Origin of the sequence: Cellulosilyticum ruminicola JCM 14822, from assembly GCF_001311925.1 — a bacterium.
Classification (GTDB): Bacteria; Bacillota; Clostridia; order Lachnospirales; family Cellulosilyticaceae; genus Cellulosilyticum; species Cellulosilyticum ruminicola.
Window position 1 is genome coordinate 1 of sequence record NZ_BBCG01000013.1, and the last position, 23337, is coordinate 23337.

Sequence of the window (23337 nt, forward strand, 5' to 3'; positions counted from 1 at the left end):
CGTAAGTATCCAAAGATTTTACACATTACTGCTTGTAGATTTATATCGGTTTTATACACTAAAAAGAATCACACTACATACTTACGAGACGTTTTCTAACTTAATTCAGAGGATAGGAAGGTTGGCTTTGCATGAAAAACATTAATTTTCACCTAAGTCTGATATAGTAATGATAGGATATATTGATTATATATTGAATACATCTTAAGTAGACGGATTAGAAAAATGAAAAGATAAGGAGTAGGTAGATGAAAGAAAAATTTAAGCAAATTTCTCAAATGATAGGGAACACCTCTTTATTAGAAATTAAATTAAGCTATAAAGAATAAACACATACAATTTTTGTAAAAGCAGAGTATTATAATTTAACAGGTAATATTAAAGACCCGTGTTGCTTTATATATTTTACAAAAAGCCTATGAAAAAGGAACGATTCAAGAAGGAGATATGATTGCAGAAGCAACAAGTGGTAATACAGGAATTTCATTTTCAGCTTTAGGTAGTTACTTAGACCATCAAGTGGTGATTTATATGCCAGATTGGATGAGTAAAGAGCGTATTAATTTAATGAAGGGCTATGGAGTAGATGTACGTCTTGTTTCGAGAGCAGAGGGGGGATTTTTAGGGTCTATTCAGAATACAGAAGAATTAGCTACAAAGGGTGGTGTATTCTTACCTTGTCAATTTTCTAATGAGGATAATGTATGTGCACATTATGAATTAATGGGTAAAGAAATCGAAGAGCAATTAGAACGTTTAGGGCTTAAAGCAGATGCAGTAGTAGCTGGTGTAGGAACAGGTGGCACAATTATAGGAATCGGTAAACGCCTTAAAGCAGTTAATCCAAATTGTAAGGCTTATCCTCCTGAACCAAGTAGATTGCCAACATTATCTACAGGCTATAAGGTGGGAAATCATCGTATTCAAGGTATTTCAGATGAGTTTATTTCAAGCATTGTGAAACTTAATGAATTAGATGATGTCATTGGAATAGAAGATGGGGATGCTATCATTATGGCACAAATACTTTCTAAGAAGTTAGGCATAGGTGTAGGGATTTCATCAGGTGCCAACTTATTAGGCTGTTTAATTGCTCAAGAGAAGTTAGGTAAAGATGCAGTGATTGTAACGACTTTTGCAGATGATAATAAAAAGTACTTATCAACAGATTATGCCAATGAAGAACCTATGAAAGATCATTATCTTTCAAAAGATAATTGTATTATTAGATGTGATTCCACATAGTTTCTAACATAAAAAATGTGCCTGCAATATGAAGTTGTGGGCACATTTTTTAGGTTATAAATTATTTTTCAAGTTCACTGCCAAGTTCACAAATCGCTAAGATTGCTTTAACAGCAAGCTCCATATGTGAAACAACTGTAAATTCAAATTTGCCATGACAATTATAAGCACCTGTAAAGATGTTAGGGCAAGGAAGTCCCATGAATGAAAGTCTTGCACCATCAGTACCACCACGAATTGGTTCATGAACTGGTGTAATACCCGCTTTGGCAAAAGCTTTTTCAGCAAGATCCATAACTTCTGGATACTTATCAATGACCTCTTTCATATTGTAGTAGCTATCTGTAATTTGTACACTTACAGTATCTGAACCATATTTTTTATTTAGGCTTTCAGCAATCGTTAAGATTGTTTCTTTTTGTGTATTGAATTTCGCTTTATCGTGATCTCTTAAAATATAATATAATTTTGCATTTTCAAGATGTCCTTCAAAACCGTGTAAATGATAGAAACCTTCATGACCTTCAGTACATTCTGGTACTTCATTGGTAGGAAGCGCATTTTGGAATTCACAGGCAATAGTAAGGGCATTTTTCATTTTACCTTTAGCAGAACCAGGGTGAACACTTAAGCCTTTGACTTCAATTGTTGCTGAAGCGGCGTTGAAGTTTTCACATTGGATTTCACCTAAAGCACAGCCATCGATTGTATAAGCAAAGTCTGCATTGAATTTTTGAACATCAAAGTAATCTACACCGTGACCGATTTCTTCATCAGGTGTGAAGCCAATACGGATTGGGCCATGTGGAATTTCAGGATGAGCAAAGAGGTATTCCATAGCTGTTAAGATTTCAGCAATACCAGCTTTATCATCGCCACCTAAAATTGTAGTACCATCTGTTGTGATAAGTGTTTCACCGATTAAACCATTAAGTACAGAGAATTGAGAAGGAGTTAAAGCAACTTCTGGATTTAAAGAGATATCACCGCCTTGGTAGTTTTCAATGATTTGAGGTTTTACATTATTACCTGGATAGTCTGGGATAGTATCCATATGTGCAATAAAGCCGATTGTAGGTACTTCTTTTTGAATGTTACTTGGAAGAGTGGCAAAAACGTAACCATTTTCATCTAAAGCAACATCGTGTAAGCCCATTTGAATACATTCGTCTACCAGTTTTTTAGCAAATTCTATTTGAACAGTACTACTTGGGTAAGTAGTACTTCTATCATCAGCTTGTGTATTTGTTTTAACATAAGTTAAAAAGCGGTTTAATAATTTGTCTTTCATAAAGATTTAGCCTCCTAAATATATTTATTATTTATTTTACCATAATATTGTAAAGAAAAAGCATAAAACTTCGTTTTTTGAAAAATAAGTTTATTTTAATAATAAAAAAATATAAAATGTATAATGAGGATTATTAATTTAAACAGGCATTAGCTTAAGGGGGAATAAGGATGCATGAAAGGATTACATTATTTAATTTTGACAATGCCTATACATATCAAGACTTTTATAAAAATGAAATATATGAATGGCTTAACTTCACAGATTTAGAAGGTGTTAATGGTTACTGTGATGAAGAAGGCTTAAAGGCGATTCGTGAGCGCTTAGTACATCATGAGAGAACGCGCATTAATTATATTGATTCAGGGAACTATCACTATATTACCTATTTATTAATGGCGTATATTAAGGAGCCTTTTACTTTAGTACTATTTGATCATCATACAGATATGCAGCCATCACTTTTTGAAAATCTCATGTCATGTGGTTGTTGGGTAAAGAGAGCGTTAGATGACAACCCATTTTTGAGGGAAGTTATTATTATTGGTGTAGCTGACCAGCTTATTGAAGAGATTCCAGAGGCTTATCGTGAAAAAGTTGTAGCTTATGGGGAAAAGATGTTAAAGGGACATCCCAATTGGGAGGTCTTTGCGCAAAAATATATTCACTATAATGTATATGTTTCAGTAGATAAAGATGTGATTGACCAAAAAGAGGTATGCACTAATTGGGATCAAGGGATTTTAACCCTGCAAGAACTGGGAGAAATTTATGAGTGTATCGTAAAAAATCATAAAATATTAGGTGTAGATATTTGCGGAGAGTATGCCCCAAATGTGGCGCAAATTACGAAAACAGCCCAACTACTCAACAATGCGGCTAATGGTCAGATTTTAGAACTTATTGAGGAAGTCGCTGTGGCAGAAGAAGAAAGAAATGTATAATCATAAGCATTAATTTAGGATCATCACCAAAATATGTGCTTGCCAGCCTAATTGTTAGGCTGGCAAAAATTCACTATTGCATTCTAGATAAATACGATACTCATAGCTTTGTCTATTTCTTAAAAAATAACTCCTGCGTTGAAGTGCCTTGATTTTATTATTTTTACCTTCAACAGCAGCATTTGTAAAACGACATTGATGGTAGTTTGCTATCTCAATCTTCCAGTTTTTAAAGGTCTTTAAAGCTTCACTTACTTCAGGAATACTTAAAGATTCACCATATTGAATCCACTTTTTTAACAGATTCATTGCATTTGATTTATTACTCATAAGCGTTAACTTATAAATAAAATTTTCCAGTAATAAATTCAATAAAAATGGGAAACCTCTATAGTCTAATAGCACTCAGATTAGGAGGTTTCCCATGCATATCACAAGATTAGTATCTAGACTTTTTAAACTTTTTATACCATCTTTTATAGAAAAAGTTGCAAAATCAACTGGTTTTATGAAATGTCATTCTAAACTTCTACCTGAGACATATTTGCAAAAGCAATGTCTTTAGGACTTTTAGATTCAAAGAATATCACCGAAGAAGTGATTGTTGAAAAATGTGCTGTTTCAAAATGGTGTATCCTTAAGTAAACAAGCTATTTCTAAAAGACTCAATGAATGTATACCTTTTTTACAAGAACTATTGAAACAAGCTTTTTCTTTAATCTATGTGAATGCTTTAGAAAATCATCAATCATTATTACTCAACTATTTTTCAGATGTGAAACTTTTAGATGTAACAACTATTTTATTACCAAATCAAGTTGCAGATGATTATACTGGTATGGGTGGTCGCAATGCAAAATCAGCTTTAAAGTGTTACAAATCAATTTCAGAAAGATATGCTATCTATGAACAACTGGAGTTAGAAGAACTTCTTAGCCAAAGTAAAGATTCTATTGATTGAGATATTTATATTGGAATCGAAAAATATAACAAGCTTAAAGTCCGCTTAGTAGGTGTAAAACTTTCTGATGACATTGCAACTAAACGTATCAGAAAGGCTATTATACAAAATAATGGTGCCGATATCGATGCATACAAATGTCAGTTTTTACACTGGAATCTTATGATTACTAACATCAATAGAGAAACGTTTAATGCTTCAATTATTACAGAACTTTATCGTATGAGATGGCAAATAGAGGTACTTTTTAAGGTTTTAAAAAGTACACTTTCTATAGATAAAATGCATGTCGGAAAAACTAAATATGTAGAAGCTATTCTGTATGGAAAATTGCTAGGTGCACTACTTCAATGCCACTTTATGATTGTATCAATCAAACAAAGGGGAAAGGCGTTAGTATCCAAAGATTCTACACATTGATTATAGTTGACTTATATTAGTTTTACACATTCAAAAGAATAACACTACATACTTACGAAAGGCTTTCTAATGTTATCTATAGAATAGGAAAGCTGTCTTTACATGAAAACGTTTACGACAAACAACTTACGCTAAAATCGAATATTATTTAGAACAACTCATTATTACTGGAAAAGATTAGGACTAAGTTTACGATTGTGAATGTATAATTTCAACAAAAATATTTTCTAAAAATCAAAGTATTTAAGGAGAATATAAAACAAATCACTATATGTAGAAAGATGCTACATAGTAAGCAAATTAACTTGTACGTACAACTTAAAATGCTATACTGAACCTACAGAGTTACCTAGCAAGGGGAATGAGAAGGAGGATGTATATGAAAGTAAGATATTTTACTAAGAAGTTATTTGCAGTACTTACAGCATGTATAATGGTATCATCTATTTGTACAAGTATGACACCATTACTTGCAGCAGAAGCAAAGGCAGAATATGGCGCTTATATTTACGATGACTTTGAAACAGAAGAGTTAAACGGCTGGGGAAATCGTGGTACAGGCGACACTCAAGAAATTGTAGAACTTTCTATAGACGAGCATTATACAGGTTCAAGCTGTATTAAAGTAAGCAATCGTAGCGAAACATGGCATGGCGCAACTTGTGACAAATCAAAAGAATTAACATTAGGCGAAACATATGAATTCTCTGTAGCAATCAAATACACAGGCAATTATTCTAATACACAAAACTTCAGTCTTCAATTACAATACAATGATGGTGTAGATGATCAGTATAGAACAATTAAATCTCAAGCTGTTAATAAAGGACAATGGACAATCTTAAAAGGGGAATATACAATCCCAACAGATGCAACAAATGTTTCTGTATATGTTGAAACACAATGGACATCTAATCCATCACCACAAGATTTAATGGACTTCTATATTGATGCTTTCGAAGCAAAACCAGCAAGTATTCCAGAAATTGAACAAGACATTCCTGGACTTAAAGATGTTTTTGCACCATATGATTTAATCCTTGGCGGTGCAGCAGAAGCAAAAGAAATTGCACCAAAACCAGGTAAAGAATTATTCTTAAAACACTACAATAGTATCACATTTGGAAATGAGCTTAAACCAGATTCTACACTTGACCGTAATGCAACTTTAGCTTATATGGAAGAAAGCGGCGGCGATGAAACAAATCCACAAATTAGCCTACGTTCTGCAAGAACATTACTTGAGTTTGCAAGAGACAATAACTTACCAGTAAGAGGACATACACTTGTATGGCATAGCCAAACACCAGACTGGTTCTTCAAAGAAGGTTATTCAGATGATGCCAATGCAAAATGGGTATCTAAAGAAGTCATGCTTCAAAGAATGGAAAACTACATTAAAAATCTCATGGAAGCATTAGCTAATCAATATCCAACAGTTAAATTCTATACATGGGACGTTGTCAACGAAGCAGTTGATCCTGATACATCAGATGGTATGAGAAGACCTGGTTCTAATAATGTAAGCAATGGCGAGTCAGCATGGATGAAGACAATCGGAAAAGATTATATCGTAAGAGCTTTTGAATATGCAAGAAAATATGCACCAGAAGGTTGTAAGTTATTCTACAATGACTACAATGAATACGAAGATAAGAAAATGAACTATATCTACGATATTCTTAAAGACTTAAAAGAAAAAGACTTAATCGATGGTATGGGTATGCAATCTCACTGGATTATGCAATATCCAAGCATTGATATGTTTGAAAAAGCTGTTAAGAAATATAGCCAATTAGGCCTTGAAATTCAGCTCACAGAATTAGATATTAAAAATCCAGATAACACAAGTTATGCACTTAATGAACAAGCTAAACGTTACAAACAAATTATGAATAAAGTAATGGAACTTAAAAAAGGCGGAGCTAACATTACAGCTGTAGTTCTTTGGGGTGTAACAGATATAACAAGCTGGCTTGGTGGTTATCCATTACTCTTCGATGGTGAATATAAAGCAAAACCAGCTTACTATTCATTAATTGAAGATTATAAAGATAGTAAGACACCAGGCAAAGATCCAGCAAATGTAAGCATTGGCGTGGACGTTAAGACAACTGTTAATGGCAATTCAGCAAGCCAACGTTATACAATTACATCTAATAAAGAAACAATTGATGTTTCAAAACTTAAGATTGTTTATACAGCAGATAGTATGCCAGCAGAAAAACAAAACTTCTGGTGTGATAATGGCGCAATTCAATACAATACAGCACCTTGGTATGTTTCTGTAAATCATAGTATTGAAGGTAAATTTGAAAATGGTGCCTTACAATTACTTTAGGGGATAGTGCAGAACTTGTACCTGAAACAGGCAAATTAATTTTAGAGGTACGTTTTGCGAAAGAAGATTGGTCTACATATCCAGCACTTTCAAATGAAAGCGTAGCTGTATACTATGATGGCGTATTAATTAAATAATTTAAATTTTTAATCAAATTTTAATCTTTCTCTCGTTAAAATCATACCTGTATAAAATATAATAGTATCATAGTCGTTAACTTAAGCCTAAGTTTTTCCAGTAACAGTTAGTTGCTCTAGATAACATTCTATTTTAGAATAGGTGGTTTGTCTTAAGCGTTTTTCATGCAAAGCCAACTTTCCTATTCTTTGAACTAAGTTAGAGAACGTCTCATAAATATGTAGAGTAATTCTTTTTAGTGTATAAAACTGATATAAATCTACAAGCAGTAATGTGTAAAATCTTTGGATGCTTACGTCTCTCCCCTGACTCTTAAGCATGCTTTGATCTACACTATCATAAAGTGGCATTGTAAGTAATGCTTCTAGAAATTTCACATAAAGAATTGCTTCTACATATTTAGTTTTACCTACATGCATTTTGTCTAGCGAAAATGTGCTTTTTAGAACCTTAAAAAGTAGTTCTATTTGTCATCTTATACGATAAATTTCTGTAATAATAGATGTATTAAGGGTTTCTTTGCTGATGTTAGTAATCATAAGATTCTAATGTAAAAGTCGATGTTTATATGAGTCAATAAGTTTAATGTCTGAAAAGTAGTTTAGTAATAAAGATGAGTGACTTTCTAAAGCATTGACATAGATAAAAGAAAAGGCTCTTTGCAGTAATTTCTTAAGAAATGGAACGCTTTCATTTAATCTATTTGCAATAGCTTGTTTATTTAGAGACACACCATTTTGAATAGAAGCACACTTTTCAGCAATCACTTCTTCAGTAATACTTTTACAGTCTAACAAGCCTAAAGACATTGCTTTTGCAAAAATTTCAGGTAGAAGTTTAGAATGGCGTTTCATAAAACCAGATGATTTTGCAATTTCTTCGATAATAGATGGTATAAAAAGTTTAAAAAGTCTAGATACTAACTTTGTAATATGCATGGGAAACCTCTTTTGTTTAAGTGATATTAGACTTAGAGGTTTCCCATTTTTATTATTTTGATTACTGGAAAATTTTATTTATAAATTAACGCGTATGATAATAGTAGTAATGAAAGGGAGATGAGTATAATATTACATTTTTTTGGAAAATTAATCTTTTGGCCAATTTTATTAATATGGGCATTAGTTGGTCTTGTATTTAAATTAACAGGTAAATTAATTACTATCGCAATAGGGACACTTATTTTGATAACAGGCATTATCTTATGCGTGACCATTATTGTCATACCGTTAGGTATTATTTTGATTTTAATGGGTATCTGTATGATTATTAAAGGTATCTTTTAAACAAGTTTTAAAAAGCATTTCTTACACTAATTAAGAGGAATTACATTTTTCATGACGTAATTCCTTTTTATTTGTATAAATAAGTGAATGTTGTATAATTGTAGTATATAATTGATATATTATAAAATAATTTAAAAAGGTGAGTAATAATGAATCAACAAGCTACAAAATTAAAAGAGACTCGTGTAAAGCAAGAACAAACATTTAAATGCAGTGCCAATCAAAAATGTGGTGGCTGCCAAATGCTAAGTATCCCATATGAAAAACAGCTTGAAATGAAACAAGCACAAATCACAAAGTTACTTAAGCATTATGGTTATGTGGCCCCAATAAAAGTGATGCAGCAACCGATTTATTATCGTAATAAAGTACATGCCGTTTTAGACCGCATGAAAAACGGCCAAGTGATTTCAGGTACATATAAGGAAGGAACCCATCAAGTTATTCCCGTTAAAAACTGTTACTTAGAAGATCAAAAAGCTGATGCCATCATTCAAACGATTTGTAGTTTGTTGCCATCCTTTAAATTACAAGTTTATAACGAAGATACAAGAACGGGACTTATGCGTCATATCCTTATCCGCACAGGTCATCAAAGTGGTCAAATCATGGTGGTACTCGTCGTGAGCTCCTTTATGTTTCCATCTAAACAAAACTTCATCAAAGCCCTACGAAAACTCCATCCAGAGATTACAACCATTGTTTTAAATCTCAATGATAAAAAAACAAGTATGGTACTGGGCGATAAAGAAAAAGTCATTTATGGCAAAGGCTATATCGAAGATCAATTATGTGACTACACCTTCCGCATTTCACCAAAATCCTTTTATCAAGTAAATCCAGTGCAGACTAAAATCCTCTATGAAAAAGCCATTAGCCTAGCCCATTTAACAGGCAAAGAAAATGTCATTGATGCCTACTGCGGCACAGGAACAATAGGTATTATCGCCAGCAAATATGCCAAAGAAGTTATCGGCGTAGAACTCAATAACGATGCCATTAAAGACGCCAAACTCAATGCCAAATATAACAAACGCCACAATATTCAATTTTACAATCAAGATGCTAGCAAATTTATGGTCAGCTTAGCTAAAGAAAATACCAAACCAATAGACGTGGTCTTCATGGACCCACCAAGAGCCGGCAGCACAGAGCAGTTTATGGACTCTGTGATTAAATTAGGACCAAAAAGAGTAGTATACATATCATGCAATCCTAAAACATTAGCAAGGGATTTAAAATACTTATGTGGAAGAGGGTATAGGGTGAAAGAAATATGCCCAGTAGACATGTTTCCTCATACTAGCCACGTTGAGACTGTCGTGTTGATGTCAAAGGTAAAATAGGAATAGCCGTCAAAAGGCTTGAAATAAAGGGTTTTAAGACCAAAGGTAGCATTTTTGAGTGTTGCTTTTGGTCTTTCTTTTTCTTGTCGGTGGAAACCTATCGAAAGGCTGAAAATGGTAGGGTTGTGGCTACACTTTTGATATAGGGGTAGGTTGTGAATACACTATTGTTAAAGGGGTAGGTTGTAGAAACACTATGGTTAAAGGGGTGGGTTGTGGAACACTATGGTTAATGGGTAAGAGTCCGTATTTTGGTACACCTTGTGAGTATAATAAAATTGAGGTGTGAATGTAGAATTTGATTGCTTTTATTCGTCCCGTGGAATATAATGATATGGTAAAGTGAGGTGTATTATGGGCTATTTAAGTGCGAGCCAAGCGGCAAAAAAATGGAATATTTCACAGAGACGAGTTCAAGTCCTATGTTCAGAAAATCGAATAGAAGGTGCCTTTAAGGTCGGTGAGGTATGGGCAATACCCGATGATGCACCTAAACCGTTGGATTTTAGGATGAAGTCTAATAAAGCAGATAAAGAGGCAGAGTAGACGGCTGCTCAAAATAATATAGAATCGAGGAAAAGATAATGAGTAAGAAGTTTACTTGTGTGGATTTGTTTTCAGGCGCGGGCGGATTATCCCGTGGTTTTTATGATGCAGGATATGATGTAGTTCTTGGTGTTGATTTTGACGAGGCTGCCTTAAAAACATTTAAGGAAAATCATGGTACTGCTGAAGCTATGAAGTTGGATTTATTTAATCATGACAACATTGATGTAATAGTTGATTTTCTCGAAAAAAGAGATATCAAATTGGATGTTCTTGTTGGGGGACCACCTTGCCAAGGATTCTCGATTGCTGGACCAAGAGATATGAATGATAAGAGAAATTCATTATATCTTGCAATGGTTAAGTTGGCAGATAGATTGAAACCACAAGCTGTGGTTTTAGAGAATGTTCCGGGAATGCTACAAACCAATGGTGGTATTGGTGCAAAACGAATTATTGAGGATTTCAAAGAAATCGGATATGTTATGACACCGAAGTTGTTATATGCTCCTGATTATGGAATTCCACAGATACGAAAAAGAGTATTTTTTGTCGGATTGAGAGATGGAGATTCAGAGTTTCAGTTCCCAGATGCAATCGTTGATAAGCAGCATTATGTGACTTGTGAGGATGCAATAGGAGATTTGCCTTCTCTTCAAACTGATGCTGGAGAGATTATTTATGGGGATGAAATCCAGGACTACACAATGGCTCCTGCAAATGAATATCAGAAGAAGATGAGAAAAAATTCTCAAAAGGTTCAAAATCATATTGGTAGTGTGCCTATTGAAAAAACAAAGAAGATGATTGCTTTGGTTCCAGAAGGAAAGAACTATAAAGCTTTACCAGAAGAATATCAAGGTATTTATAAGTATCATGAAGCCCTTACAAGATATCACAGTAAGAAACCTTCAAATACTATTAATACAGGTCATAGATCACACTTTCATTATAAGTGGAATAGAATTCCAACAGTAAGAGAGAGTGCAAGATTGCAGAGTTTCCCAGATGATTTTATTTTCTATGGGAACAAGTCACAGCAATATCGTCAGGTGGGAAATGCTGTACCACCTATGCTAGGACAGGTTGTGGCAGAACAGTTAAAACAATACTTGAAAGGACAACAAGATGCCGAATAAGTACAAAATGATAGATTTATTTGCCGGATGTGGAGGGTTGGAAGATGGCTTTTTACAGAGTGGCAAATTTGAAGATGTGGCAGCAGTTGAATGGCTGAAACCACAAGTAAATACATTAATCCACAGACTTGAAACAAAGTGGAAGGTAAAAGATGCAGCTGAAAGGGTTATGCATTTTGACATTCAGAGAGAAGACGAGTTATTCGAAGGATGGCAAGATGATGAGTTTGGCCAGAGTAAGGGATTAGATTATTTTGTGAATAAAGCAAATGGAATAGATATCATCATCGGGGGGCCACCATGTCAGGCATATTCTGTAGCAGGTAGAGTTAGAGATGAGAATGGAATGCGTGATGATTATAGGAACTATCTGTTTGAACATTATCTGAATGTAGTAAATAGATATAGACCTAAATTATTTGTTTTTGAAAATGTGCCAGGTATATTAAGCGCAGCACCAGACGGAACTCCAATTACCGATTTAATTAGAAAGGGATTTGAGGAAATAGGATATGAGATTATTGAAGATCTGAGAGTTGCAAAAGTAAATGCCAGTGATTATTCCGTACCACAAAATAGAGAGAGAATGATAATTGTTGGAGTTGATACTCAAAGATACAGTAACATTCAGGAATATTTAAATGAATTCTATAGTGAGATTCTTCCAAAGTACAAAGGCAAGAAAGTTCTTACAGTTCGAGATGCAATTGGAGATTTGCCAGAATGTACAGCATTTTGGGATGAGGAACATCATAGCAAGAAGAAGTCTCACGAGACCCCGGAAAGTGAGTATACATGGCATAAACCAAGATATCACAATGTGCGTGATATGGATACATTTCGTTTACTTGCACGGGATATTGAATCAGGTAAAAGAGAATATGATAGCAAGAAAATTAGCGAATTATATGAGGAGAAAGTCGGTTCAAAATCACCAATTCATAGATATCATGTGTTAGAACCAGATCTTCCAAGCACGACTATCATTGCTCATTTATACAAAGACGGTAATAGATTTATTCATTATGATTCTAAACAAAGTAGATCTATTACAGTAAGAGAGGCTGCTAGATTACAGTCATTTGATGACGATTTTGATTTTGTAGGCTCGCAAGGAAACGCATATCAGATGATAGGAAATGCAGTGCCACCTAAATTGGCAAAGGCAGTTAGTCTTGCAGTGGCAGATTTATTAGAAAGAATGGAGGTGCAGTAATTGTATCATTATTTGTTTACAAACGATTTGAGAATATCGGTGTTGGATGAGTCTTTGAAGAAGGCAGGACACTGTTTCGCAACAGATACTGTGCCAACATCTGCCGAAGACAAAAGTGCAAACAACAACATGATGACACTTGGTTTTTATTTTAACTTAACCACGGATAGCAATTGTGCAAAGGTTGCTGCGTCTGGAAATGTTAGAAGTGTTGTTTTAAATTTTATTAAGAAATTTCAATTCCCTAATATGAGAACAACAGCTGCTTTTCAAGATGCAAAGAACGATGGAATCGTACTTGCACCTATGCGAGAAATTATAAAGATACTGTACACTATGAATTTACTGTATGGTTCGGTAGTTGCTTATCTGACAAAAGAGGAGATTCTATACTTCTTATTCTACAATGAGAATATAGCAAAAAGAAAAAGAACAAACTTATCTGAACTAATTAATGATATTTTTGAATATAGAAAAACAGGTGTACTCCCAGATTCTATTGATGCATCTGAAGGTGGACATGAATGGAAGCATGAAGACCGTCAGATAAGGGAAATGGTAAAGGTGTTATTGTGGTCTGGATGTATAGCTGAAAAAGATGGAAAATATGTCATTGATAATGAAGGATTGTCAAGAAGTAATAAGGCTGACATATTTGATATCATTAATTATGATCAATTTTGGAATGGTAGCACAATTGAATCATATAGAGAATATATGGACATAGAAGAAGCCGCTGAATACGAAAGCGGTGATGATACAGATGATTTTATTGATGAGTCAGACGAATATACTCGTGCTGCTAAAATCATCAAGAATCATTTAACAGAGTCCGGCTTTGAAATTCCTGTAACAAAGGAACAGATTGAGTCTGCAAGAGAAGAGTTCGTATCTCGTTTTAATTATAAGCTTCTTTCTTCTTTGTCAGACGAGGAGTTACTCTCTCGTGTTTTCTATACAACAGGAGATAACACAGAAGCACTCTGTTGTTGGATAGAGATGAATAAGGACTGTAAGAATTACTTCGGTAGTATTTCTGGTGGTTCAGCATATAAATTTGGATTATTCCAGAAAAAGGAAACAGGTATGTGGACAACAGGTAGTCCACAGAAATCACAGGAATTGACAGACGAAGAAGCTGTTCAGCGTGGCCGAGAAATAGTTAATGCTCTTGTTAAGGGTGCAGAGATTATTGAAAAAGCAGAACTTAATTCGTTAGCTGACTATGAAAAATTGGATGATGATTTAAAGGCAGAAGTTGGGGAGCAGTTTTATAACTGGGCATGGTTCCATAAATACTACAGTATTATGTTCCCAGAGAAGTTAAGTAATTATCACAGCACAGATTGGCAGTGTCATGTCCTTCGTAGTTTGGGAATAAAGCCAAGTGAAAAATATTATGCTCGAAGTGGACAGATTAGCATGATTGAGAATCGTGGTGGTTTATTATACAGAGAGTTTGGTCATGTATTCTTTGACAAGTTTGGTGGAATAAAAAGCTTTGTACGAATGGGTACAAGTGATGATGAGAAGAGTTATGTTGCAGAATGGAAACAGCGTTCTGTAATAGGTCTTGGTTGGAAGGCTCTTGGCTCGCTTGAAAATTATACTGCCGGAGATGGTGTTGATAGAACTGCGATTGCAGAGAAACTTGAAGGGGATTATTACCCTAATGATGCGAAGACTGCTTCACGTAAGGCAGGAGAGATTGCAAGGTTCTACAAGACTGATGAGAATACCATCTTTGTAGCAATGGCAGGAGAAAAGCTGATTGCATTTGTTGATGACATTGGTTCATATTTCTATGATGGAAATAGTGATATGTCACATCTTAAGTCTGGTCAGTGGCATTTAAATTTTGCTGATGGAGAAACCCTTCCTACAAAGAGCGAAGGAAAACTTACATCTTGCTATACACTCACTGATGAAGAAAACCTCATGTTCCTTTATAAGAAGTATTATTATCAGGATGAGGAAATGCAGCTTGAGGAAATCAGCTACGATGATGAAGATCCAGAAGAGAGAAATAAAAGATTATTTAAGTATTGGATGTCAATGCAGGTTAAACCAGAAGGTGATTCTAATGCCGGAGAGCCATACAGCACTGACTCCATCAATTCATATGTAAGTAACATACAGAATACTCCTTTGCCAATGGTAGCGGAAAGAAGTGTGTTCTATACAACCGAAATCGCACAGGTTCAGACAACAATTGAAGTGCTTGATAATTCGGAGAAGAAGAACAATACACAAAGAAGCGCCATTAAGAAATATTTGCAGTATTTGATTGCAACGAAGGAGGACTATATGCCACTTATATTTAATACAGATATAGAAACAAAATATGAGAGAAACCGTATTGTATTTGGTGCGCCGGGTACAGGTAAGAGCTACGGTTTGAAAGATGACTGTGAAAAGTTGATGGCAGATACTGCAGGTACATATGAGAGAGTAACTTTCCATCCAGACTATTCATATTCACAGTTTGTAGGAACTTATAAGCCAGTAATGGATGCAGATGGAAGAAGTATCAGATATGACTTTGTACCTGGTCCATTTATGAGGGTTTATGTTGATGCCCTTAAGAGTGGAAGAACTGATGCTCCACAGCCACACCTTCTTTTGATTGAAGAAATCAACAGAGCTAAAGTGGCAGCAGTATTTGGAGATGTATTCCAGTTACTTGACCGTGATGATGATGGTGTAAGTGAGTACGAAATTCAGGCATCAGAGGATATCAGAAGATACCTTGCAGCAGAGCTTGGTGGAACAGCTGATAATTATAAGAAAATCCGTATTCCAAATAATATGTTTATATGGGCAACCATGAATAGTGCTGACCAGGGTGTATTCCCTATGGATACAGCTTTCAAGAGAAGATGGAACTTTGAGTATCTCGGAATTAATGAGAATGAAGAAGAGATTCAAGGAATCGGAAAGATTATGCTTCCAGGATCTGATGAGCCAATCGAGTGGAATATGCTCCGTAAGGCTATCAACGATAAGATGTCATCTTCAGACTTTAAGATTAATGAAGATAAGCTGATGGGACCTTTCTTCCTTTCAAAGAAGGTTATTGCATCAAATGAGAATGGCATGATTATTGATACTGAAAGATTTATTGATGCTTTTAAGAGTAAAGTAATTATGTATCTTTACGAAGATGCTGTTAAGCAGGGCAAGCATAGATTCTTTGATGGTTGTGATAGCAGCAAGTATTCATCTGTCTGTGAGGCTTTTGATACAATGGGAACTGCTATTTTTGGAGCAACCTTTAGAGAGACATTTTATGATAAACAAAGGAATGATGCGTAATGAAGATTGTATCGAGTTATGTTAGAGAGCAGAAACGATACACCAAGAATGATCTCAAGACCATTTTTTCCTTTGATGAATCCGGGGTGGAGAAGTTTATAAAGAACTTAAAAGCCTACGGTGTGCTAAAGAGTGTAAAGAATAATACGGATCAGTTGGAGATGTCTGATTTGATGGATGAGGACATTGAGATAACTGATGAAACAGCCGAGAGTGGTGATTGCTTATATGTCTTTACCTATGTTGGAATCATCACTTGTGGCAGCCGTGTTATAAAGGTATTTCCAAAGTATTTATTATCGAAGAAGGAAGCTCCACTTGATGAGATGAAACAGGTGGTTAAGGTTCTGGAACGATATAGCCGTTCAGAAGAACAGATAATAAATGTGTTTAATGGCAATGGAGAAAATCGTAGTTTTAATATCTTGGCCGTGATTCTTTTCTTGCTTAACGATTATTACGAATACGGCATTTACACAAATAGTGAAGAAATAGTGGAAATTAATGGAGAAGGCGAGATTCTGTGGGGAAAGACCATAGATGAGAGCTTTGCCTTGATTGAAGATAATCGTCCGTATTATATGGAACTGTACACAGGAAAGACTGTGGACGATGATATGGATTACTTCAAGAGACTGCATGAATGTATTTTAACGGAGTGTTCGCAGCAGTTACATGATGCACAGTTGGATACTTTGTTTGATATGGATTCATTGGAGTTATCGGAAGAGACTCTGCAGGATTTTGGAGATAGAGATTATATTCTTGAGCGTATCCATAAGGAATTAAATATACAGTTTAATACCAGAAGGCAGATTTTATTAAAGACCTTGTATGCGTATGTTTCGCAAGACAGAAGAATGCTTGAGGAAAACGATGGCATTAGTATGTATGGAACAACAGCTTATCATGCGGTTTGGGAAAAAGTCTGTGCAGAGGTATTTGATAATAAGCTGAATACTACATTGGGACAGTTAAAGATGTCTACTCCGTTGGCAGAGCAGTATAAGCCGATGCAGAAGAAAACGCTCATCGAGATTATTGAAAAGCCAATATGGGAGGGAACGGATACAACCGAAACTGCATCTGATACTTTGATTCCAGATTTGATCAGTATTCCTAAATTCGATGGAGTTGATTATTTTATCATCTTCGATGCGAAGTATTACAACATCCAATTAGAAAAAGGAAAATCACTTCGTGGTAATCCGGGAGTAGGAGATGTAACAAAGCAGTATCTGTATCAGCTTGCTTACCGTGAGTTCATCAAGGCTCATAATATTGCAGTGGTTAAGAACTGTTTTTTAATGCCTACAGAGAAGGAAGAAATTGTGAAGAAAGGTACAGCAAAGATGCCTATGCTTGAGGCCCTTGGACTAGAGAATATTCAGATAAGACAGATTCCGGCAAGGATGTTATATGAATGCTATTTAACGCAAAGGAAGATAGATATAGGATTGTTAGAATTATGAGAAGATATTCAAACAAAGAATTAGCCCAAATGAGTCCAGAGGAAGGCGAAGCATTATTAAAAATGTTAGCGGAAGAAAACGAAAAGCTGGGAGAGGAAATAAGGGCAATTATAGGAGAGACTTCTGAAAAAGAACAAAAAGATAATTGACAATCGAACAAATGTTCTGTATAATGCAAATTACGGAATGTACAAAAAATATCAGCTTCGCTACCTGGTAAAAGATTGTTAAACAGATAAAAGTTTATAGAGTTGTCACGGCCTTGTGACTAACCCTTTTCATGGCCGGACAGAAGATAAGGAATAATCCTGTACAACAGGTATGCCATGTCTTCTGTCCGGCTGTTTTTTCGCAAGTAGATGATAAAGAAATATGTGATTCAATGAATAATACCTAAAATATGCAACTAGGTGCAAAGTATAAAAATTATTTGCAAGTAATTGACAACTAGATGCAAATGGTATATAGTGTATATTACAGAAATGCAAAAGGAGATGGTATTATGGCTATTGATAAGAATACGAAGCTTTCAGATATAGATCTTCTCACCCAGATGAAAGGATTAGTATCGATAAGCGGAATGGAATTGAGTACTAAAGAAGACATCACATCTGGCATTGAAAAGATAGAAGAACGAATAAATGAGATTAATTCCGAATTAGGAGATGTTGATGTACTTGCAAGCATTATTCCTGAAGATGCAGTTGATAATGCAAAGCAAGAAGCAATTAAGAGAAAAAAAGAACTTGAAGATGAAAGAGGTCAGTTAGATGCCTGCCGCGTTAAACTTGAAGAGGCACTTGAAAGTTATAAGAATTTTGACAAGGGTATATTCTTCAAAAATCTTCGTTCACTTCTTAAAAGTAACCCTGATGTTAAAGTCGGCCAAATCGAGAGAGATGCTAATGTCCGTTTAGGATACACAGCTAGATTGGAGAAGGAAGACAATACTGCTGAACCATCAGTAGAGTTTGTTGTAACAGCTGCAAAGCTTCTCGGAGTTGGTGTTGATACAATGTTAAGGGCTGATATTTCAGGAATGACTCCTACCGAGTTATACCTAGTTAAGTTTTTTGATAAATTAAAGCTCGATACTATTGATGACAAGTTGGACTGGAATAGAGAAACAAAACATGTGCTTGATAGAGTTGAGCCAGATATGAATGGGTGGATTTATCATCCGCTCTTTAGTGAGGAAACTTTCTATGAGGAATCAGAGTGTGAATATCCAGAAGAGGTAACAAGAATAGTATTTACTTCTAAAACATTTGGTCCTAGAACTTGCATTGCGGGAGATTGCTATAACCTTCGCATGAAGAATGGTACTACGTTGTATCTTATGGATATAGAGAAAAGTGTTCATCGTGTTGGTGATCCTATGGCTTATGCAAAAGAAGCGTGGGTATCAGTTCCATACAAAGGTTGTTCGTTATTAGTTGGAACACACGATAATTCCCCACTCGTTCCTTTGCTTGAATCATTGTTTGAGACAGTGAAGGACAGAATGGAGCATCCAAAGATTAATAAAGATATAAAAAGTGCTATTGACGCATTTCTTGTTGATGATTTGGATGACGACCCTACAGATGATTCACTGCCATTTAATTAAGGGGGTGTAGGGTATGCGTAAATCGATATTAAATCTTCGAAGTGACAAGCAGCAAGCACCGAGATTTTGTGATGTGATTGTCGAGGGTGAAAATGTTACTTTGGAAGTTAAACAGGATAAAGACAAGGTTGAGACAATTAATTGGAATGACCTAGTGTATCAGGTGCAAGTTGCCAAAGAGATGGCTGTAAGTAAATAAGTTAAGGAAACTACCAAGTTTGCCTTGAGGCGTAAACCCAAGAGCAAGAGCCGGAGTTATCTGATTAGTGTGACTAGAAATAGTCCATTCAGATGACTTCGGCTCTTTTTGTTTTGCCTAAAAATTGAGTTTTCGCTTCGGCTTTTCGCTATTTGTGGTTTCGGGAACAGCTTTAAGCAATTCTAAATAGAATGCCTGGAATGATTCTTTTGATAGACTGCCATTGTTTTTCATTTGCAATATTGCCATGAACTCATTAAGAAAAGAGTTCACTTTGTAATTGGGATGATCTGTGTCGGTTGTTTTGCCAACACCAAATAACTCCATATAGTCCTCATCGTTGTAATAGTTTGGCAGAAAAAATGCATTATATTGAACCATTTCTTTTCTGTCAAATATCTTTCTCTTTCCTGTGGAAGGGACATCTTCTTCAATATCAACCTTTATTGGTTCGATCTTTTTTGTTTCTAGCAAGTTTGCAAAAAAGGCTGCAATTGAGCGAGGACCAACAGCTGTTGTTGCAGTTCCACCAATTAAGGCGTCTACAGAAGTATTGAAAAATTGAGCCAATTTATATATTTGGGCGAGTGTAAAGGTTTGTTTGTACTTAGGATTCAATGCTTTAGAGAGGTTGGGTTGAGACATACCTATGGCTTCTGCTAACTCGGGTTGAGATACCCCTGCCGCCTTTCTAAGTTGCTCGATATTCAATTTAAGAATATCTGTATTCAGTTCTTGCATACATATCATTCCTTTCAGTTATAAGTATATTCAAAATGAATGAATATATAAGATTTGAATATATCATAGCACGACAATTACACTTATTACAACGAAAAAATATTTTATTATTTTCCTCCAAATCTTCCATATTTTATAAAACGCAAAAAGTTGAAAGAAAAATGGAGAATAAGTAAGTAGATAGCAAAATCGTTATAGTACCTTGAACACCGATATGGTGGCACAAGTGATTGTGTTTCCATATGAGTCTTCAAGGCTCAAATAAAAAATATGTATATAGCTGGAGTGACGTCCGAAGGCTGGATACATCTATTACCAATTAATAACACAGGAGGCCGTGAGGTCGAGTGCATTGGGTGATAGAGGTATCCCTAGTCAAGTGCGCTCATCTTTCGGCTAGGGAACTCACAGTCTTTCTGCATTTCGACCTGCACGGTCAGAAATGGAGAAACGACTATGAGAGAAAAAAATGATTTTAAGAAGAATTTTAATGGAGAGGACATCAAGCCAGGCGAGGTTATGATTCCTTTCGAGTACACAGAGCTTGATGATGAGAATTGTACTAACAGAGAATGCATCAAGACATTAACAGTAGGTGGTAGAAACTTTAAGGTTATTTACAAGGCTGTACCAGAAGAATGGGCAAAGAGAGGAACATCAGCTCTTACTTTAGTTCAGAATGAGGAACTTGGACATTATGATGTGCCAAACTCCGTGTCAATGAATGCTATGGAAGATGAGTATGGTATGGCAATGGGGACAAGCCGTTCTGTTGAAGATGAATACATGGAAAGAGCAGAGCTTGATGAGGCTTTGAACACTTTTGTAGAGTTGGTGGTATCTTTAATTGATAAATCACCTAAAATCGGATATGCAGTATTACTTCTTCACACAGGTATTAAGGGTGAGGAGTTCTACAGCAAAATGAGACTTAGCATGAACCCAGCTAATAGAGTCCGCCAAGAGGCAGAACGCATCTTGAGTGACGGACTTGCAAATTTCAATGTTGGAAGTCTTACTTGTTACAAGAATCAGTACAATGATGTATATCGTGAAGAGGCATTACAGTTACTTGATAAGATCGTAAAGATGTACAGATAATGAATATGGCACCGTAGGGAAGAGCGCATCCCTATGGTGCCATATTTTAATCTTTCTTATAAAAATCACATTCGTAACCATCTGCTCGAAGAAGAAGTCCTTTGATCCAAGGTGGTGTTCTTCCCATCTGTTCACATATTGCTTCAAGCGAAACATCCTTACTACATTCAATAATCAGTTCATCATGAACATGACCACAGATAAAGCAGTGGGATAGTGTTCTCATAGCATAGGCAAGAATGTCACGGCTGATAGCCTGTACGATGTTCTCGACAAATTTTGGACCGTAACTTTCTATGCGAGTCCATTTATTATTGTTGATACCTTCGTAGGTAACAGAATCAGAACCGAACTGATTCACACCCATTCGAGGTTTTACATAGCAGAGCTTTCTGCCGGATGGTAAGTCGATGAAGAGCATACCACTTTTGTAATAGAACTTGAGTCCGTGGGTCTCGGCAGCAGATTTATATATGACAGCCTGCTTGACTGCACTATCAACTGACCACCACAGATTTGTGATGTTCTGGTTGGAGTCCCTCCATGCATTTACAAGTGGTTGAAGTTCTTCTTCAGCAAGTCCCATTTCGATTGCACCCATTGATGTGAGTGCGCCGACTGAACCACCATAGCCAAGTGCTAATTCTGCAATTTTACCTTTTTGACGAAGGTGGCTGTTAACACCGTGTTTTTCAACGGGAACTTTGAACATCTGACTGGCACTAGCGCAGTAGATATCTTTGCCTTCCTTAAATACATCAATACGCCATTGTTCACCTGCGAGGAACGAAAGCACCCTTGCTTCGATAGCAGAGAAGTCGGCAACAATGTATTTGTATCCCGGCTTTGGTACAAATGCAGTTCTTATGAGTTCAGAGAGAACTCCAGGAACATTATCATATAATAATTCCAATGCCTCGAAGTTTCCATCTCTTACAAGATTTCTTGCTTCTTCAAGATCTGACATATGGTTCTGTGGAAGGTTCTGTAGCTGTATGCCTCTGCCTGCCCATCTGCCTGAACGATTGGCACCGTAAAACATAAAACACCCTCTTGCACGATTATCATCACAAGCCATATTCTGCATGGCAGTGTATTTTTTAACAGATGATTTGGCAAGCTGCTGACGGCACTCAAGCACTTCAGATATTTTCTTATCAGCATCGGATAGCAGTTCCTTTACAGCCTTTTTATCAAGACTTTCAGTTTCGATTCCATAATCAGAGAGCCATGTTTTCATTTGCTGTACACTGTTTGGATTTTCAAGACCAGTCAGTGTTACAAGACGGCTCATAAGGTAGTCCTTTGTTTTGGAATCAATATCAATCGCATTTTCCACAAGCTGCATATCAACACCAATGCCTCTGTCATTGATTTCCTGGTCGAGATGATATTCATCCCAGATAAATTCTGGAACAGGATACTTTGACAGTTTTTCTTTTATTGCGAGTTCAACTTCAACATCCCTTTTGTTATAGGACTTAAATACATCCCATTTGTCCGGGGCATCTGATGGAAGGTTTCTTGTTCGGCCACCATTCACTTTTGTTGCCTTACAAGGAACGCAGAAATATTTAATTAAGTCTTTGCCTTCTTTCATTTTCTGATCCGACAACTTAAGCACGGCACCGATACCCTCAAGTGATAATGGAAGTCCCATGTATGCTCCCCAGATGCGTGAACATTTCCAAGCACTAGGGTCAAGGTAATCACCGACAGTATCTTCTAAAATACTGTAGCTTTGAAAGTATTCAGGATGATTTCTTCTAAGCCATACAGACAAACAGATGCGTTCAAAGGAAGCGTTGTATGCCCATTTGATTATGGTCTCATCCGTCAAAGCTGCAAGAATCTCTGTTGGGATATCCTCGCCCTGTGCAAGGTCAATAACCTGCACAGGACCATTGTCCACTGAATAAGCGAAGAGGAGTATCTCAAAGTTTGATGATTCGGCATATTTGTAAACGCCGCATTTCTTAAGGTCAATATCAGAATATGTTTCCAAGTCGATTGATAAGGATTCCATA

Annotated in this window: 23 protein-coding genes; 17 read left to right on the forward strand and 6 right to left on the reverse strand. The window is 35.9% G+C overall.

Annotated elements, in window-relative coordinates:
• The first annotated feature begins 375 nt into the window (after window positions 1-375).
• Window positions 376-1245 (forward strand): cysteine synthase family protein, encoded by an 870-nt coding sequence (locus tag JCM14822_RS06340; RefSeq protein ID WP_330377375.1) that lies wholly within the window; start codon window positions 376-378, stop codon window positions 1243-1245.
• A gap of 61 nt (window positions 1246-1306) precedes the next feature.
• Here the strand turns inward: JCM14822_RS06340 and pepT are convergent, their stop codons facing one another.
• Window positions 1307-2536 (reverse strand): peptidase T, encoded by a 1230-nt coding sequence (gene pepT / locus JCM14822_RS06345; RefSeq protein WP_054740688.1) that lies wholly within the window; start codon window positions 2534-2536, stop codon window positions 1307-1309.
• 170 nt (window positions 2537-2706) lie between these two features.
• On the opposite strand from pepT, the gene JCM14822_RS06350 reads away from it, so the two are divergent.
• Window positions 2707-3480, forward strand: coding sequence for an arginase family protein (locus tag JCM14822_RS06350; RefSeq protein WP_054740691.1), 774 nt, complete (start codon window positions 2707-2709; stop codon window positions 3478-3480).
• Window positions 3481-3534: 54 nt separating this feature from the next.
• Here the strand turns inward: JCM14822_RS06350 and JCM14822_RS06355 are convergent, their stop codons facing one another.
• Complete coding sequence (locus JCM14822_RS06355) at window positions 3535-3810, reverse strand: transposase (protein ID WP_157047658.1); 276 nt, start codon at window positions 3808-3810, stop codon at window positions 3535-3537.
• A gap of 94 nt (window positions 3811-3904) precedes the next feature.
• Between JCM14822_RS06355 and JCM14822_RS20085 the strand changes: the two genes are divergently transcribed.
• The 4 genes from JCM14822_RS20085 (at window position 3905) to JCM14822_RS06370 (ending at window position 7202) form a co-directional block, all read left to right on the forward strand.
• Window positions 3905-4045, forward strand: coding sequence for a hypothetical protein (locus JCM14822_RS20085; protein ID WP_157047659.1), 141 nt, complete (start codon window positions 3905-3907; stop codon window positions 4043-4045).
• A 39-nt stretch (window positions 4046-4084) separates the two neighbouring features.
• Window positions 4085-4441 carry a hypothetical protein gene (locus JCM14822_RS06360; protein WP_054740695.1) on the forward strand — a complete coding sequence of 119 codons (357 nt, stop codon included), beginning with the start codon at window positions 4085-4087 and terminating at the stop codon, window positions 4439-4441.
• A gap of 87 nt (window positions 4442-4528) precedes the next feature.
• Window positions 4529-4861 (forward strand): transposase, encoded by a 333-nt coding sequence (locus JCM14822_RS19180; protein ID WP_278287187.1) that lies wholly within the window; start codon window positions 4529-4531, stop codon window positions 4859-4861.
• Between the two features lie 379 nt (window positions 4862-5240).
• Window positions 5241-7202 (forward strand): endo-1,4-beta-xylanase, encoded by a 1962-nt coding sequence (locus JCM14822_RS06370; protein WP_054740699.1) that lies wholly within the window; start codon window positions 5241-5243, stop codon window positions 7200-7202.
• 224 nt (window positions 7203-7426) lie between these two features.
• On the opposite strand, the gene JCM14822_RS06375 is transcribed toward JCM14822_RS06370, so the two are convergent.
• Both JCM14822_RS06375 and JCM14822_RS06380 read right to left on the reverse strand, forming a co-directional pair.
• Window positions 7427-7759: a hypothetical protein gene (locus tag JCM14822_RS06375; RefSeq protein WP_054740701.1), complete on the reverse strand. Its 333-nt coding sequence runs from the start codon at window positions 7757-7759 to the stop codon at window positions 7427-7429.
• Window positions 7760-7885: 126 nt separating this feature from the next.
• On the reverse strand, window positions 7886-8278 hold the full coding sequence (locus tag JCM14822_RS06380) for a hypothetical protein (RefSeq protein ID WP_054740703.1): 393 nt from the start codon (window positions 8276-8278) through the stop codon (window positions 7886-7888).
• Window positions 8279-8398: 120 nt separating this feature from the next.
• On the opposite strand from JCM14822_RS06380, the gene JCM14822_RS06385 reads away from it, so the two are divergent.
• The 10 genes from JCM14822_RS06385 to JCM14822_RS06425 all read left to right on the forward strand — a co-directional run bounded on the left by JCM14822_RS06385 (window position 8399) and on the right by JCM14822_RS06425 (window position 19468).
• The gene (locus JCM14822_RS06385) at window positions 8399-8626 is read left to right on the forward strand and encodes a hypothetical protein (protein WP_054740705.1); all 228 of its coding nucleotides are present in this window, start codon (window positions 8399-8401) and stop codon (window positions 8624-8626) included.
• 149 nt (window positions 8627-8775) lie between these two features.
• Complete coding sequence (gene rlmD / locus JCM14822_RS06390; protein ID WP_054740707.1) at window positions 8776-9972, forward strand: 23S rRNA (uracil(1939)-C(5))-methyltransferase RlmD; 1197 nt, start codon at window positions 8776-8778, stop codon at window positions 9970-9972.
• A 354-nt stretch (window positions 9973-10326) separates the two neighbouring features.
• Window positions 10327-10518 (forward strand): MerR family transcriptional regulator, encoded by a 192-nt coding sequence (locus tag JCM14822_RS06395; protein WP_054740709.1) that lies wholly within the window; start codon window positions 10327-10329, stop codon window positions 10516-10518.
• A 38-nt stretch (window positions 10519-10556) separates the two neighbouring features.
• Complete coding sequence (locus JCM14822_RS06400) at window positions 10557-11657, forward strand: DNA cytosine methyltransferase (protein WP_054740711.1); 1101 nt, start codon at window positions 10557-10559, stop codon at window positions 11655-11657.
• Complete coding sequence (locus JCM14822_RS06405) at window positions 11647-12873, forward strand: DNA cytosine methyltransferase (protein WP_054740712.1); 1227 nt, start codon at window positions 11647-11649, stop codon at window positions 12871-12873. Before JCM14822_RS06400 ends, JCM14822_RS06405 begins: the two co-directional genes overlap by 11 nt.
• A gap of 54 nt (window positions 12874-12927) precedes the next feature.
• Complete coding sequence (locus JCM14822_RS06410; protein ID WP_054740714.1) at window positions 12928-16188, forward strand: McrB family protein; 3261 nt, start codon at window positions 12928-12930, stop codon at window positions 16186-16188.
• Window positions 16188-17660: an LlaJI family restriction endonuclease gene (locus tag JCM14822_RS06415; RefSeq protein ID WP_054740716.1), complete on the forward strand. Its 1473-nt coding sequence runs from the start codon at window positions 16188-16190 to the stop codon at window positions 17658-17660. Before JCM14822_RS06410 ends, JCM14822_RS06415 begins: the two co-directional genes overlap by 1 nt.
• Entirely contained in the window at window positions 17657-17809 is a 153-nt protein-coding gene (locus tag JCM14822_RS20095) for a hypothetical protein (RefSeq protein ID WP_157047660.1), read from the forward strand. Before JCM14822_RS06415 ends, JCM14822_RS20095 begins: the two co-directional genes overlap by 4 nt.
• A 353-nt stretch (window positions 17810-18162) precedes the next feature.
• Entirely contained in the window at window positions 18163-19269 is a 1107-nt protein-coding gene (locus tag JCM14822_RS06420; RefSeq protein ID WP_054740718.1) for a hypothetical protein, read from the forward strand.
• A gap of 13 nt (window positions 19270-19282) precedes the next feature.
• Window positions 19283-19468, forward strand: coding sequence for a hypothetical protein (locus tag JCM14822_RS06425; protein WP_054740720.1), 186 nt, complete (start codon window positions 19283-19285; stop codon window positions 19466-19468).
• A 117-nt stretch (window positions 19469-19585) separates the two neighbouring features.
• Here JCM14822_RS06425 and JCM14822_RS06430 read toward each other — a convergent pair whose 3' ends face one another.
• Entirely contained in the window at window positions 19586-20209 is a 624-nt protein-coding gene (locus JCM14822_RS06430; protein WP_054740722.1) for a helix-turn-helix domain-containing protein, read from the reverse strand.
• Between the two features lie 456 nt (window positions 20210-20665).
• Here JCM14822_RS06430 and JCM14822_RS06435 point away from each other — a divergent pair, with 456 nt between their 5' ends.
• On the forward strand, window positions 20666-21310 hold the full coding sequence (locus JCM14822_RS06435; protein ID WP_054740724.1) for a hypothetical protein: 645 nt from the start codon (window positions 20666-20668) through the stop codon (window positions 21308-21310).
• Window positions 21311-21356: 46 nt separating this feature from the next.
• Here the strand turns inward: JCM14822_RS06435 and JCM14822_RS06440 are convergent, their stop codons facing one another.
• A complete protein-coding gene (locus JCM14822_RS06440; RefSeq protein ID WP_054740822.1) occupies window positions 21357-23336 on the reverse strand; it encodes a DNA polymerase in 1980 nt (659 codons plus the stop codon).
• Window position 23337: the final 1 nt, after the last annotated feature.

Bases quoted from the DNA above. Each gene is read 5' to 3' on its own strand.
- pepT (WP_054740688.1), bottom strand. From the start codon at position 2,536: ATGAAAGACAAATTATTAAACCGCTTTTTAACTTATGTTAAAACAAAT.
- JCM14822_RS06350 (WP_054740691.1), top strand. From the start codon at position 2,707: ATGCATGAAAGGATTACATTATTTAATTTTGACAATGCCTATACATAT.
- JCM14822_RS06355 (WP_157047658.1), bottom strand. From the start codon at position 3,810: ATGAGTAATAAATCAAATGCAATGAATCTGTTAAAAAAGTGGATTCAA.
- JCM14822_RS20085 (WP_157047659.1), top strand. From the start codon at position 3,905: ATGCATATCACAAGATTAGTATCTAGACTTTTTAAACTTTTTATACCA.
- JCM14822_RS06370 (WP_054740699.1), top strand. From the start codon at position 5,241: ATGAAAGTAAGATATTTTACTAAGAAGTTATTTGCAGTACTTACAGCA.
- JCM14822_RS06375 (WP_054740701.1), bottom strand. From the start codon at position 7,759: ATGCATGTAGGTAAAACTAAATATGTAGAAGCAATTCTTTATGTGAAA.
- JCM14822_RS06380 (WP_054740703.1), bottom strand. From the start codon at position 8,278: ATGCATATTACAAAGTTAGTATCTAGACTTTTTAAACTTTTTATACCA.
- JCM14822_RS06385 (WP_054740705.1), top strand. From the start codon at position 8,399: ATGAGTATAATATTACATTTTTTTGGAAAATTAATCTTTTGGCCAATT.
- rlmD (WP_054740707.1), top strand. From the start codon at position 8,776: ATGAATCAACAAGCTACAAAATTAAAAGAGACTCGTGTAAAGCAAGAA.
- JCM14822_RS06395 (WP_054740709.1), top strand. From the start codon at position 10,327: ATGGGCTATTTAAGTGCGAGCCAAGCGGCAAAAAAATGGAATATTTCA.
- JCM14822_RS06400 (WP_054740711.1), top strand. From the start codon at position 10,557: ATGAGTAAGAAGTTTACTTGTGTGGATTTGTTTTCAGGCGCGGGCGGA.
- JCM14822_RS06405 (WP_054740712.1), top strand. From the start codon at position 11,647: ATGCCGAATAAGTACAAAATGATAGATTTATTTGCCGGATGTGGAGGG.
- JCM14822_RS06415 (WP_054740716.1), top strand. From the start codon at position 16,188: ATGAAGATTGTATCGAGTTATGTTAGAGAGCAGAAACGATACACCAAG.
- JCM14822_RS20095 (WP_157047660.1), top strand. From the start codon at position 17,657: ATGAGAAGATATTCAAACAAAGAATTAGCCCAAATGAGTCCAGAGGAA.
- JCM14822_RS06420 (WP_054740718.1), top strand. From the start codon at position 18,163: ATGGCTATTGATAAGAATACGAAGCTTTCAGATATAGATCTTCTCACC.
- JCM14822_RS06425 (WP_054740720.1), top strand. From the start codon at position 19,283: ATGCGTAAATCGATATTAAATCTTCGAAGTGACAAGCAGCAAGCACCG.
- JCM14822_RS06430 (WP_054740722.1), bottom strand. From the start codon at position 20,209: ATGCAAGAACTGAATACAGATATTCTTAAATTGAATATCGAGCAACTT.
- JCM14822_RS06435 (WP_054740724.1), top strand. From the start codon at position 20,666: ATGAGAGAAAAAAATGATTTTAAGAAGAATTTTAATGGAGAGGACATC.
- JCM14822_RS06440 (WP_054740822.1), bottom strand. From the start codon at position 23,336: ATGGAATCCTTATCAATCGACTTGGAAACATATTCTGATATTGACCTT.